The sequence below is a fragment of the Parasediminibacterium paludis genome (assembly GCF_042651445.1).
GTDB lineage: Bacteria > Bacteroidota > Bacteroidia > Chitinophagales > Chitinophagaceae > Parasediminibacterium > Parasediminibacterium paludis.
Map to the genome: position 1 here is coordinate 205880 of NZ_JBHSDC010000029.1, position 14442 is coordinate 220321.

The 14442-nt window shown below is 35.0% G+C and carries 9 protein-coding genes; 7 read left to right on the top strand and 2 right to left on the bottom strand.

Annotated features, from left to right (window positions below; translation table 11 throughout):
• Positions 1-1876: 1876 nt before the first annotated feature.
• Both ACFOW1_RS14765 and ACFOW1_RS14770 read right to left on the bottom strand, forming a co-directional pair.
• The gene (locus ACFOW1_RS14765; RefSeq protein WP_379015326.1) at positions 1877-2170 is read right to left on the bottom strand and encodes a helix-turn-helix domain-containing protein; all 294 of its coding nucleotides are present in this window, start codon (positions 2168-2170) and stop codon (positions 1877-1879) included.
• Between the two features lie 1119 nt (positions 2171-3289).
• Positions 3290-4984: a hypothetical protein gene (locus ACFOW1_RS14770; RefSeq protein WP_379015328.1), complete on the bottom strand. Its 1695-nt coding sequence runs from the start codon at positions 4982-4984 to the stop codon at positions 3290-3292.
• A 496-nt stretch (positions 4985-5480) separates the two neighbouring features.
• Between ACFOW1_RS14770 and ACFOW1_RS14775 the strand changes: the two genes are divergently transcribed.
• The 7 genes from ACFOW1_RS14775 to rfbH all read left to right on the top strand — a co-directional run bounded on the left by ACFOW1_RS14775 (position 5481) and on the right by rfbH (position 14442).
• Positions 5481-6035 (top strand): hypothetical protein, encoded by a 555-nt coding sequence (locus tag ACFOW1_RS14775; RefSeq protein WP_379015329.1) that lies wholly within the window; start codon positions 5481-5483, stop codon positions 6033-6035.
• 888 nt (positions 6036-6923) lie between these two features.
• A complete protein-coding gene (locus ACFOW1_RS14780; protein WP_379015331.1) occupies positions 6924-7640 on the top strand; it encodes a polysaccharide biosynthesis/export family protein in 717 nt (238 codons plus the stop codon).
• A 13-nt stretch (positions 7641-7653) separates the two neighbouring features.
• Positions 7654-10050 (top strand): exopolysaccharide transport family protein, encoded by a 2397-nt coding sequence (locus ACFOW1_RS14785; protein WP_379015332.1) that lies wholly within the window; start codon positions 7654-7656, stop codon positions 10048-10050.
• 125 nt (positions 10051-10175) lie between these two features.
• Entirely contained in the window at positions 10176-11207 is a 1032-nt protein-coding gene (locus tag ACFOW1_RS14790) for a ferredoxin--NADP reductase (protein WP_379015334.1), read from the top strand.
• 25 nt (positions 11208-11232) lie between these two features.
• A complete protein-coding gene (gene rfbF / locus ACFOW1_RS14795) occupies positions 11233-12012 on the top strand; it encodes a glucose-1-phosphate cytidylyltransferase (protein ID WP_379015336.1) in 780 nt (259 codons plus the stop codon).
• Positions 12013-12046: 34 nt separating this feature from the next.
• On the top strand, positions 12047-13159 hold the full coding sequence (gene rfbG, locus ACFOW1_RS14800) for a CDP-glucose 4,6-dehydratase (RefSeq protein ID WP_379015337.1): 1113 nt from the start codon (positions 12047-12049) through the stop codon (positions 13157-13159).
• A gap of 8 nt (positions 13160-13167) precedes the next feature.
• The gene (gene rfbH / locus ACFOW1_RS14805; RefSeq protein WP_379015339.1) at positions 13168-14442 is read left to right on the top strand and encodes a lipopolysaccharide biosynthesis protein RfbH; all 1275 of its coding nucleotides are present in this window, start codon (positions 13168-13170) and stop codon (positions 14440-14442) included.

Here is a 14442-nt window from a genome sequence, read left to right on the forward strand (position 1 = left end):
TAGTCTTATAAAAATGCTTTATAGGCGGGATGGTTAATTATTTTTTAAGAACCCTATTTGGTTAGCTTTTTCTTTTTGTAGCTCACGTTTCCTTTTTTGTTTTAATGGTGTTCGTGAATGCAGAGCATTTCATTGCCACAAAAAGAAAGAAAAAAGGCTAGGACAACCCGATGGCTCCGCCCGTTTGTCCGCCAGCGCGCCTTCTATTCGAGAATACTAATTAGTTTTATTTGATTTTTCTCGTATTACACTTAAGAAAAGCGGTTTATTTAAACTACTGACTTAGTGGTAAGCACTCTTAAGTTCTTGATTTTACTTAACGTCATTGCGAGGCACGAAGCAATCTGTTTGTCTCAATTAGCCTGTTAATGTTTAATTTGGGTACTTCTCTCTGTGAAACATTTATGATTCCTTTATTCTTGATTTAGTAGCATCTAGTCGGGATGGTCAATTGTTTTTTGAGAACTCTATTTGGTAAACTTTTTTCTTTTTGTAGCTCACGTTTCTTTTATTGTTTTAATGGTGTTCGTGAATGCAAAGCATTTCATTGCCACAAAAAGAAAGAAAAAGGTCTAGGCAAACACGAAGCGTCCCGCCGTTTACGAACTTTCTTTAGCTTGATTTTCGTGTTCGTGAATCTTCGATTTGGCCTTGCCAGCGCGCCTTCTATGCGAGATTTGTAATTAATAGCTAGGCTGTTCAATTCCGATTATTTTTTATGTTTAGTTATCTGATTCTATGCGATGAACATGAAATTGATACTTCGTAATTACTTTGTTTATAAATGGCACTCTTAAGTTCTCGATTTTACTTAACGTCATTGCGAGGGACGAAGCAATCTGTTTGTCTCAATTAGCTTATTAATGTTTAATGTCGGTGGTTCACCATGTGAAAGATCAATGGTGGTCATATTCTTTGGAATGAGGTATCATCATTTTAGATATGCTTGCTTTTCAACCATCTATAGACTGTCTACCATCGTCTTCAAAGAATGCATCTTTCTTAAATTCCGCTTCATCCTATGTGCCTTTGTGTCTATGTGGTAAAACATCCAAGCGAAGCGCACCGTTATAGCGAGGTAGGTCGCTATCTGTTCTTGCTTTTCTATCGTCTATGGACTGTCGACCATCGTCTTCAAAGAATGCATCTTTCTTAAATTCCGCTTCATCCTATGTGCCTTTGTGTCTATGTGGTAAAAAAATCCAAGCGAAGCGCGCCGTTATAGCGAGGCAGTTCCCCATCTGTTCTTGCTTTTCTATCGTCTATGGACTGTCTACCATCGTCTTCAAAGAATCCATCTTTCTTAAATTCCGCTTGATCCTATGTGCCTTTGTGTCTATGTGGTAAAACATCCAAGCGAAGCATCACCGTTATTGCGAGGTATGTCGCCATCTGTTCTTGCTTTTCTATCGTCGATGGACTGTCGACTATCGTCTTCAAAGAATCCATCTTTCTTAAATTCCGCTTGATCCTATGTGCCTTTGTGTCTATGTGGTAAAACATCCAAGCGAAGCGTCACCGTCATTGCGAGACACGTCGCCATCTGTTTGAGCCAATTAGCAGGTTACTGTTTATTCTTGGTAATTCTGCATGCCTAGCATCACGGATTATCTGAATATTAATCCTTCGTCTGCTTTAAATAAGCCAATTCACTTAGCTTTTTCAACTTAGGTAATGTTCCTATGATTATTTGCAAAGGCTGCTTGAATCTCGTTATGTTAGGTAAGGAATGTTACGGTGGATGCTTATTAGTTTTAATGAGTTGATAAGTATTTTTAGATAGCTTAAAAAAGTAGTGCTTGATAGTAATGATAAAGTTTTGGTATGCTTGCTTATCGGTATAGGGTATTTCGCTAAATGGGTAGTGTGAAGGGGTTTACTTGCACTTTTTAGGGTTCATTTGTTGTTTGTTTTGCTCTATCAGCGTCATGATATGCTGATAATTATACAATAACAAGCCACCTAATTTGGTATATTCTATGTCGCCCCGCTTGCGCATATTGCGTAAGGTTCCTAATGATACACCGAGCATTTCTTTTACTTCCCATGTTTTTAACCATTGGCGATGGGGCACCGCTGCCACACCAGTGGATAAGATGGTTCTAATTTCATGGAGCATCTCTACTTTTACTGCTAACAAATCATGGATCGTAATCATGATAATACTCATAATAAATTTTTTAGGTGAATAAATGTTTTGGAAATAATATCATATCTAAAATACATGCTATGGTAGTATAATGTGATGATTGTTTCTGTTTTAACAATAATTTATATATTGAATCGTTTATTTGTTTGCATTTTAAAACCTCTATTTTCTTTTTGCAAGCGAGGCATGTCTTTTGAATCCCCTGTTTCGCTATTAGGCGATAAACAAACAGTGCTATTAAGGTTTTGATGTTAGGTAACGTCATCGCAAGGCACGTCATCTTCTGTCCTTGCTTTTCTATCGTCTATGGACTTCAAAGCATACACCTTTCTAAAATTCCTCTTCATTCTATGTGCCTTTGTGTCTATGTGGTAAAATATCCAAGCGAAGCGTCACCGTTATTGCGAGGCAGGTCGCCATCAGCTTTTTAATGATTATTTTCGGTGATTCACTTTACAGATTGCTTTGGTTTTATCATTATTCCATTTATGCGGGATTGCTAATTACTTTTCGGATGGTTTTTAGCAATTTTCTTTTTTCTTTTTGTAGCTCACGTTTCTTTTATTGTTTTAATGGTGTTCGTGAATGCAAAGCATTTCATTGCCACAAAAAGAAAGAAAAAAGTCTAGGCAAACACGAAGCGTCCCGCCGTTTACGAACTTTCTTTAGCTTGATTTTCGTGTTCGTGAATCTTCGATTTGGCCTTGCCAGCGCGCCTTCTATTCGAGAATACTAATTAGTTTTATTTCATTTTTTTTCATTACACTTAAGAAAAGCGGTTTATTTAAACTACCGACTTAGTGGTAAGCACTCTTAAGTTCTCGATTTTACTTAACGTCATTGCGAGGCACGAAGCAATCTGTTTGTCATTCATATCATTTTGATAATTGTTATGAGGAATGCACTTGGCCAAACGAATGAAATTATTTGTTCATTCAAGGTTAGCTTTTCTATTGTCTGTCGTCTATTGACTTTAGCTTAATGCAGATTGATTCTTGCCTCGCAATGACGGTGGCTAGGCTGTAGACAAAGCAGATTGCTTCATTCTTCGCAATGACGGGGACAGCAGGATCGAGTTTCTTAGATCTTTTGACAATAAAAAAGGGATGCGCTACAGCATCCCTTTTTTTGATCAGTTATTTAGAAGTCAAAACTTCGCTTTTGCATATTCATTCTGATGCCTACGGTAAAGAAATTACTTCTAAACGTCGTTGGGGTGTCGGCGCGTTTAAAGGTTCTAATGCTGGCGTTGGCGTCTAAGAAAATATTTGGTAAAATTTCATAGGCGGCCGAGACATTGGCGAGCATGGTTTTGGCTAAGATACCACTACCAATATAGAAGCCATAAGCTCTTGGGGCGTTATTATAATAGTTAAATGGATTGGCGCCAAAATTGAGACCTGCACTGTCTAAACCCTGCTCATAATAAATCAGCTTGCCTTGTAAGGTTAGCTTGGGTATGGGCTGGTATTTTACAATAGCGATCAGCTCCCTTAGGTTAGCCCCTGCTGGATGCGCCAAAGGTTGGTTATAATGGGTAAAAGAACCCACCGAATCATAGTGTTGGTACACAAATGGTCGGATAATATTGATCTCGCCTTGGATATCAAGGTTTTTAATACCAAATACATCAATGCGTTTTACACCAAGCTGTAAAGCTTCTTTATTAGAGCGTGACCCTTTTGAATAATGGATAATATCGTTAAACACAAATTCATTTAAAATAAACTGCCCATAGAACTGGGTATGTTTCAATGCATTGTATTTAAAATTAAGACCAAGGGTTACTTTATCTGGGCTACCATTTTCAAGCTCTGCGGCTCGATAAAAAATGATGGGATTTAAATAACTCAAGTCAAAGCCATTGCTTCTGCCAAACATGATATCTTCAAAAAAACCAAGGTTGAATTTTTTGGACACTTGAAAATCCAAGTAATGCAAAGCCATGTATTTTTTAGGCAATAAGAAATTAGCCCCATTAAGCGTAGAACTTTCTACCAATTGGGCAAATAAGTTATAATAGTTAAACTTCCAGATGCGGGTATTGATTTTAAAGAATAAGAAGTTATTGCTAAAATCACTTAAAATCAAACTGCGCACGCCATTGCCAATAAACACTTTATCATAAGCAAATTCCCCCTGAATACCTTTTGCTATTTTAAAATTGATGCCCCCACGTGCATCGTAGTAATCATAGCCCCCATTGTTATTACCTGCGCTAAAGCCAAGGCGATAAAAACCTGCACCTGGCAGGGCACTATGGGCTTGCTCATATTGTTGCACATACAGAGGGTCACGCTCTTGGTTGGTGGTAAAATAGGTGTAATAGCCAATGTTTTTAGTGAGCTGACCACGGGTATAAAAACCCCGAGAACCATTTACAAGACTTTTAGACAGGTTATTGTCTTTTCCAACCTGTATGTTAAAAACAGGGGTGATAAACAACGAAAAATCCCCACGTTTCACACCTAGATAAGCAGGGTTGGTTTTGCCTTTGGCAGAAAAAAAGGTTTTAAAGTTTAGAGTGGTGTCTTGCAAATTGCTGCGTTGGTCGAAATTGTCGAGCAACAATAGGTTTAGATTGTATTGGTCTACTTTGGAAAGGCTAATCTTGCCTTGGTCGGCCAATTGTTGGATGTATTCTAGCCTTTGCGTAATGGTTTGGCGGTTATAGGGCTTCACAGCAGAGAAATTCAACACCGAATCGGTTTGCATCTGTATCTCAAGCCTATCTAAAATGCTATATTGCCTACTACCAAGTTGAATATTGTCTGATTGTGAAAAAAGGGGGTTGTACGCAATGGTTGCAAGAATAACTATTAGGATATACTTCATTATCTATGATTTATATTTTTATTGTAAAAGTAGAATTTAATTAATGACAAAAAAGGGAAAAATATCAAAAAGGAAGTTTTAAGACAAACTCCTAAGTAAAATGGATAGTATCATCATTTAGTGCTAGTTAAAATATCATAATAGTGATACATGTGACAAATAATAGCAATCGAGAATGTTGTTTTATATCTCCTTTATTCTGTTATTAATCATGCAGGAATATTGGAAAGTGGATCAATTGAACAAAGTATTTCTTAACCGTTATTTTTAAACAGTTAGGAAATCAGATGCTTCTGAGCAAATCTATCAAGAACTTAGAGCGAATAAATGCATCATATTGTAATTTAATTGCCTACAATTCGGGTATTTCTTTTCCCGATGTTAAAAGTCGAGTTACCCAAAAAATATCTATCGCTTAAAAAGCTTGATTCATTTTTCTGAGACAGCTTTCTGAAAAATTGTTTACTTTCATTCTCTAATTTACAAAACCCCATATATGACTTCGCCTATAGCAGACTTTAAATTATTTTGGAATGAAATTCCGACTTCTGCACGTAAATTCATACTCACAGCACTAATCATATTAGTTTTTTGGAAACTGGCTTATCAAGCTTATTTACTACCGCATCGGACTATTGACAAGCCTTTAACCATGATTACTGGATTAACTACTGCTAAAATATTGTCTATTGTTTACAATGCTAATATTTTTACTTCTACCCCTGATGGGGGATATGCTAGTATTTACATGGGAACCCGTAAAATACTAAGGATATCTGACGGCTGTAATGCGCTTGAGCCTTTTATAATCTATTGTATCTTTATTGTATCATTTCCTAATGGCTATTTACGGCGGGTAGGTTTTTTAATCATGGGCATATGCATTGTATTTATGTTAAATGTCTTACGATGTTCTATATTGGCAGATTTGAGTATATACCACAAGACGTACACGGATATTTTACATCATTATGTTTTCAGTTTGATTGTTTATGGATGTATTTTCGGATTAATGGTTTGGTACGCTTCTAAAAGAAAAGAGTATGTTTAAACAAAGATGTATAGGACAAGCATTCATTCTGTTTACAATTTTATTAGTTTCTTTTATATATATAAAGGCATTTTTTTACACATCTACCTATGTGAAATTGTCCGATAATTTAAAAAACCTTTGTGATTTAGGTTTTATAATAGTCGTTTTTTTGATCAGTAATTGGGGGATGAAGTATCTTAAATCTAATTGGGTATATAAAATGTTTTTCTATGCGTATATTACATGTATTTTATTATTAATAGTTGCATTAATCATTGATATTTTTTTTTACCACTTTTCAAATAATAATCAATATCGCTTTCTCTCAATCAAGTTCTTACTCTGGAATCCTTTTACTTTGTTAATCTTGTTTTGGCTAGATGGGTATTTTGCGCCAAATCAAGAAAGTTAAAAATCTCTTACTTATTGAATATTTTGATCAATTCATACGATAATAATTAATTTATCTTAATGTTAAGTGGTTATTAAGATTCTGGATTTATTACCTAGATCGGTTATAAAGATTTTGAAGTGACTAAAAAAAACGCTATCCTTGCAACGCTTATAATATACGATTTTGGCATAACTAATGCATATACTGTTTAGTTTTAATTATAGAACAGCTTCAGTTTAAAATCTAAATATCTATTTTCCAACCGTTGATTGTAACTGAGGCTAGCGAAGCTATAGTTGAACTTTGGCAACTATAGCTTCACACTCACAACATAGTTTTAAAATTATTTAGGTAATTGCAATGGCAACTCTAGTTATACGAATAACAATTTAAATTATTGGTAAGTTCTAGTATAAAATCGAATTAAATTGTCTCATATGGTTTTCTTTTGTATTAAAAATGGCATAAAAATTTTAATGCCTGCAGCTTTTATATTAGTTCTCAGTAGCTGCTTGAGTAATAAAAATATCACCTATTTCCCTACGCTTAAGGATACTAGTTTTGTAATTAAAAACAATGATTTTGTTCCAAAAATCCAGAAAGGCGACATTATTTCAGTGATTATAAATAGTGCTGATCCACAAAGTGCTGCTTTGTTTTCTTCAATAAATAATATGTCTGCTCCTGGTGCAGCAGCTATTCCTGGTGCTACTGCAACGCCTGGTTTATTGGTAGAAAGAGATGGTACGATCACCTTACCAAAAATCGGTGCTGTGCTGGCAGCTGGTAAAACCAAACAAGGGCTTGCGAAAGAATTAGAAACAGCGTTATTGCCCTATTTAAAGGATCCCATCGTGAATATCCGGTTTATGAACTACCGTATTACGGTATTAGGGGAAGTTGGTCATCCTGGTACATTTACAAGTACCAATGAACGGCTGACTCTCTTAGAAGCGTTGGGACAAAGTGGCGATATTGGTACTTTTGGCAATCGTACTAATATTTTGGTAATTAGAGATAGTTTAGGTACTTCCTTAGCCCATCGTATCAATATCTTAGATAATTCAGTTTTTAATTCTCCTTATTATTTTTTACAAAATAATGATGTTGTTTACGTTGAGCCGAAAAACCAAAAGGCCTACAGTAGTTCTCAGGCAGTTATTTTAATCCCAATTGTTGCTTCAGTATTATCTACTGTTATTTTAATTTATAGTATTTTCAAAAAATAAATACACTCGCGTTATGGCTGCTAGTAATGATATTGTAGGCATTGAAGAATCGAATTTTCTTAAGAAAATAGCTGAGCGTTATTTGCCATATTTGCCCATTTTTATTGTATTAACATTATTAAGTATTAGTGGCGCTTATTTATATCTTCGTTACGAAAAGCCAGTATTTCTAGTAAAAGGTAGATTATTTATTAAAGATGACAAAATGGGTTCTGATCAATCCAAAATTTTAGATGCTTTAAATGTTACTGGTGGTAGCAAAAATGTTGCTAATGAGATGGAGATTTTGAAATCATCTAATTTGATGTATAAGGTGGTAGTAAACGCACACATGTACTATCGCTATTCTGTGAAAGGTCGATTTAATGATTTACCCGTGTACCGAGAGGATGTACCTGTCACATTTGTCGCTTTACATCCAGATAGTATTATTGGAAACGGTAAACCTCAGCCAATTGATTTTATAGGAAATTCGAAAACAATAAAAATTTCTAATAAGGTTTACAGGTATGGTGATACTGTTTTAATTGGTCAAGATAGCTTTTATATAGAAAAAGGAATGACTGAAATGAAAGCTAAAAATGATGAATCCTTTTTGATACAAACATTTCCTGCTCAGGCTATTGCAAAACAAATTAGTGGTTCTTTAAATGTTGCACTTAGCAGTAAACAAACTTCTATTTTAGATTTTAGTTTAGAAACATCCAATACCAAAGAGGGAATCAGGGTATTAAATACCTTGTTCGAGATATACAAATTAAATTCATTAGAGGAAAAGAATTTAACTTCTATTAAAACTATTCATTTCATTGAAGATAGATTGCGAATCCTTAGTAAAGAGTTAGATAGTGCAGAAATTAATGTTGAGAATTTTAAACAGGCTCACCATATTATTGATATTAGTACTCAGTCAAAAGAGTTTTTAGATAACGTAAGTGCTACTGAAAAATTAAATACCCAACTTAATATCGAATTTGATGAATTAAATAAGCTGAAAGAGTATGTATTGGGAAAAAAAGATAAGCAAGGGACTGTTCCTGCATTAACAACATTTTCTAGCAACCCGATTTTGTTAAGCTTGTTGGCTAAATTACATGATTTAGAAACAGAATATAATATAAAGAAGGGAATTAATGGACCGCAAAATGATGGTGTTATTGCATTGCAAGTTCAAATCGAGAAACTACGTAGCGATCTTTTAGATAATATACAAACGAGTTACAATAATTATTACGTTGCCAAAAAAGAAAATGACTTAGCAAGGGCTAAGTATGATGCACAGTTATTAGCATTGCCACAGAATGAAAGAGAGCTTGTAAAAATTAGTAGAGTAGGTATAATTAAGAATACCGCATACACCTTTTTGTTACAAAAAAGGGAAGAAGCTACTTTATCTTATGCTTCTGCGGTTGTTGATGCTAAAATAATAGAAAATCCAAGTGGAAGTACCTTGCCCATTAAACCAGTTAAATCAAGTGTTTACATCATTGCTATATTGCTTGGCATTGGTTTGAGTTTATTGATTATAAGTTTTAGGGAACAATTGAACCGTAAAGTTTTATTTAGGCAGGAAATAACTAATGCAACTTCAGTACCTGTGATTGCTGAATTGATGCAAGGGCCAAAAAATGAAACAATTGTTATAAAAGATGGTAAACGTAGTTCGCTCGCAGAGCAAATACGTATTTTACGTACGAATTTGAGCTATTTTGGATTATCTGAAACAAACAATGTAGTCTTGTTAACCTCCTCTATTTCGGGTGAAGGTAAGAGTTTTGTGAGTATTAATTTGGCTATCAGTATATCGCTAACTGGTAAGAAAGCGATTTTGTTAGAATTAGACTTGCGAAAGCCCAAGATCAGTGAGGCTTTAGGTTTCTCTAGAAATGTGAAGGGTATTACGAATTATTTATCTGGTCAATCTTCGTTAAAAGATATTCAAAACCCTGTTGATGGCTTTAAGGATCTGTTTTATATTAGTGCAGGCCCAATACCGCCAAATCCAACAGAATTAATTGGTGGAAATAAATTTGCAGAATTGATGGAGCAATTGAAAGCTAATTATGACTATGTGATACTGGATTCTCCGCCATCGGGTTTGGTATCAGATTCCATGTTACTATCAAAATATGCACCTGTGACGCTCTATGTAGTTAGACATGATTATACCCCTAAACAGTACTTACAATTTATTGATGCTTTACATAAAGACAATAAATTTAATGGGATGTCAATCGTATTTAATGGCTTAAAACCAAGAGGCATAGGTTATGGATATGGTGGTTATGGTTATGGCTATGGTTACGGCTATGGCTACGGATATGGCTATGGTGCTGGTTACGGTTACGGCTATACAGAGGATGATAAAAAGAATAAAAGTTGGTTGAAAAGACTATTTAGACTCAAGTAAAATAAAATTATTTGTACTATAATTCTATGTATCCGAAGGATTGATTTTACAAGAAATATTTTCATTAGTTCGAACGTTTAAACTTAAAGCAATCGTCCAGTTTAATTAATATAGAACTATACTTAATGACTATTTATACTTTATCTATCATTGATAAACGCATTGAAACTAACGACACTGTAACTTTAGTATTCAAACAGCCCGGGTTAAAAAAAATTGCTTATTTACCAGGTCAATATTTGACACTTATTTTTAAAATCAATGGGAGACGCTATCTAAGACCTTATTCTTTATCGTCTACACCGGTTATCGATAAGTTTTTAGAAGTTACTGTTAAGCGTGTGCCGCATGGAATCGTATCTAATCATGTCTGTGACATAGTTTCAGTTGGGGATGTTATTGAAGTATTGCAACCGATGGGTGATTTTGTACTGCCAAATGCACCGAAATATGAAAATTATGCGATTGTACTCTGGGGGGCAGGTAGTGGCATTACACCATTATTCTCAATAGCAAAGCAGGTGTTACATAGTGGCCATTGCCAAGTTGTGCTTGTTTATGGCAATCGAACTATTGATAATGTGATATTTAAAACTCAAATAGAAATATTACAACAACAGCATCCTGATAGATTTACTGTTTGGAACTTTTATACACAACTAGATGAAGCGATTCAAAAGAAATATTGTCTGAAAGGGCGAATTTTACCTGACTTGGTACTCAATTCATTGTCGAAAAATTTTGACCTTACAGAGTCCTTACATTATATATGCGGCCCTAATGGGCTTAAATTAGCTGTAAAAAAGGCATTAAATACTTACACAATTCATTTAGAACAAATTTTTTCTGAAGATTTTGAGTTAGTGAAAAATGATGCAGACTTTGTAGACATTCGTACACAGTTTGTAACCATAAATCAAAATGGAATAGACAAAGTTGTTGAAGTAGTAAAAGGTAAAAGTATTTTAGAAGCTGGGTTAGATGCCTTAATAGAGATGCCTTATTCTTGCCAAACTGGTAACTGCTCTATTTGTAAGGGCAAATTACTCAATGGCAATGTAAAACAAGTGTTGCCTAAGCATCCAGATTTAACTGTAGATGAATATCAATTATGTTGTACATATCCCTTATCGTCAGAAATAGTTATTTCTATTTAAATATATCGTCAATAAAATATACCTTATGAAAGTCGTTATATTAGCAGGTGGGCTTGGTACACGTTTAATGGAAGAAACTGAAGCAAGACCCAAGCCAATGGTAGAAATTGGGGGTAAGCCTATCTTGTGGCATATTATGAAGATTTATGAGACCTACGGATATAACGATTTTGTATTGTGTTTAGGGTATAAAGCGCATTTAATTAAGGAGTATTTTCTAAATTATTACTTATACAATTCTGATGTAACTATCGAGTTAGAAAAAAATAAAGTAGATGTGCATTTTTCAAATACCGAATCGTTTAAAGTGACATTGGTTGATACAGGTTTGACCACCAACACTGCTGGTAGAATCAAGCGTATTCAAAAATATATCGGTGATGAAACATTTATGTTGACTTATGGTGACGGTGTATCTGATGTCAATATTGCCGAATTGGTGAATTTTCATAAAAGCCATGGTAGATTAGCTACTTTGACTTCCATACAAACTCCTGGACGATTTGGTAATATAGAGATGGATGGAAATGGCAATGTCGAATATTTTGTAGAAAAGCCTCAAGGGGATGGCATGTGGATTAATGGGGGTTTTTTTGTATTAGAACCAGGAATATTTAAATATCTTGAAGGCGATATGGATGATATACAATGGGAGAAAAGGCCATTGATTGATATCGCTAATAATGGCCAATTGGCCGCCTATAAACATCATGGCTTTTGGAAGCCAATGGATGCTCTAAGAGATAGAATTGAATTGGAGCAATTGTGGAATAGCGGCAATGCTAAATGGAAGATTTGGCAATAATACATCATCAGTAATTCATAATTAACCTTTCAAGATGTCATTCTGGAATATTTATCAGGGTAAAAAAGTTTTAGTAACTGGGCATACTGGTTTCAAAGGCTCTTGGTTATGCATATGGTTACAGCAATTAGGCGCTGAGGTATATGGCTATGCTTTACCTCCCTACACAAGTGATGATAATTTTGTAAAGTCAGATCTTGCAAGTCATATGCATCATTATGAAGGTGATATAAGAAATGGTAATAAATTGAAAGCCTATTTTAGCAAAGTGCAGCCAGATATGGCTTTTCATTTAGCTGCACAGCCATTAGTATTATTATCTTACGATGATCCTCATAGTACTTTTGAATCCAATTTAATGGGTGTTGTGAATTTTTTTGAAGCTGTGAGGCATACACCATCAGTTAAAGTAGCTATTAATGTAACAAGCGATAAGTGCTATGATAATAAAGAATGGGTGTGGGGCTACAGAGAAAATGACCCGATGGGTGGCAAAGATCCATATAGTGCTAGCAAGGGTTGTTCTGAATTGATCACTGCTTCCTATATACATTCATTTTTCAGTTTAGAAGGAACTTGTTTAGTAGCAAGTGCAAGGGCAGGGAATGTAATTGGTGGTGGCGATTGGGCTAAGGACAGAATTATCCCAGATTATTTTAGAGCTTATCGAAAGAATGAAAAATTATTTATTCGCAATCCATACGCTACAAGACCTTGGGAACATGTGTTAGAGCCTTTAAGTGGTTATTTAAACCTCGGTGCGAAATTATTGTTGGAAGGTCGTAAGTACTCTGGCGGCTGGAATTTTGGTCCAGAAGATACAGCTAATTTTTCAGTAAAAGCTTTAATAGATAAGATTTTGGAATTGGATAGTAAGGGTGGGTATACCATACCAGAAAATCTTGATAAACCACATGAGGCGACGTTATTAAAGTTGGATATTTCAAAAGCCGTTAATTTATTGCAATGGCGTCCCTCTTTAACATTTGATGAGACTGTTTTATTTACCCTAAAAGGATATAAAGAAGAATTAGATAATACTCAACACTTATACGAGAAACGTGTTAAGCAGATAAACGATTATACAAACATTGCGATTAATAAAAAGATTGCTTGGGCAATCAAAAAAAATAATATTCACATATAAAGTTTACTATGGTACAGATTAATGGTAAAACGTTAGAATTAAAAACAAGTAAGCCTGTAATTGCAGGTCAAACATATATCCCAGTTACAGGAAAAGTGATTGAAGAAGACGATTTATTGATGGGCATAGAAGCTGTTGCGGATGGATGGTTAACTGCTGGCAGGTTTTCTAATGCCCTAGAATCTGAATTTGCAGCCTATTTTGCAGCACCAAAATGTTTGATTGTTAATTCAGGGTCTTCGGCTAATTTGGTAGCTTTTTATGCCTTAACTTCTCCAAAATTGGGCGATAGAGCTATTAAAAAAGGTGATGAGGTAATTACTGTTGCGGCAGGTTTTCCCACTACGGTTAATCCTTTAATCCAATTCGGTGCCATTCCTGTATTTGTTGATGTGGATGTAGCTACGCATAATATAAAAGCAGAATTAATTGAAGCCGCTGTGTCGCCCAAAACAAAGGCGATCATGATTGCACATACGCTTGGTAATCCATTTAATTTGGATGAAGTAATGCGGGTAGCTAAAAAATATAATTTGTGGTTGGTAGAAGATGATTGTGATTCTTTTGGTGCTACCTACAGAGATAAAAAAACAGGTACTTGGGGTGATATTTCTACCTTTTCATTCTATCCTGCGCATCACTTAACCATGGGTGAAGGTGGTGCTGTTATTATAAATAATCTAGAATTGGTAAAAATTGCGGAGAGTTTTAGAGACTGGGGCCGAGATTGCTATTGCGAACCAGGGAAGGATAATACTTGTGGTTGTCGCTTTGGTCAGCAATTAGGGTCTTTACCATATGGCTATGACCATAAATACACTTATTCACATATTGGGTTTAATCTGAAAGTAACGGATATGCAAGCAGCAATTGGCTTATCTCAATTGCGAAAAGTTGATAGGTTTATACAAAAACGGCGAGAGAATTTTGATCTGTTGCACAGCAAAATGAAGCAGTTTGAAGATATTTTTATTTTACCTGAAGCTACAGCCCACAGTAATCCATCTTGGTTTGGTTTTTTATTGACTCTAAGAGAAGGGGACGCGAACGATAGGCATATGTTGGTGCAACATTTAGAAGAAAAAAAAATTGGCACTCGATTATTGTTTGCAGGTAATTTACTCCGACAGCCAGCTTATGCAGGTATAGAACATAGAGTAGTAGGTGATTTAACAAATACAGATATGATTATGAATCAATCGTTTTGGCTGGGCGTATGGCCAGGCTTAAATGAAAGTCATTATGATTATATGGTGGACGTAATAAAAAATTACATTAGCTAA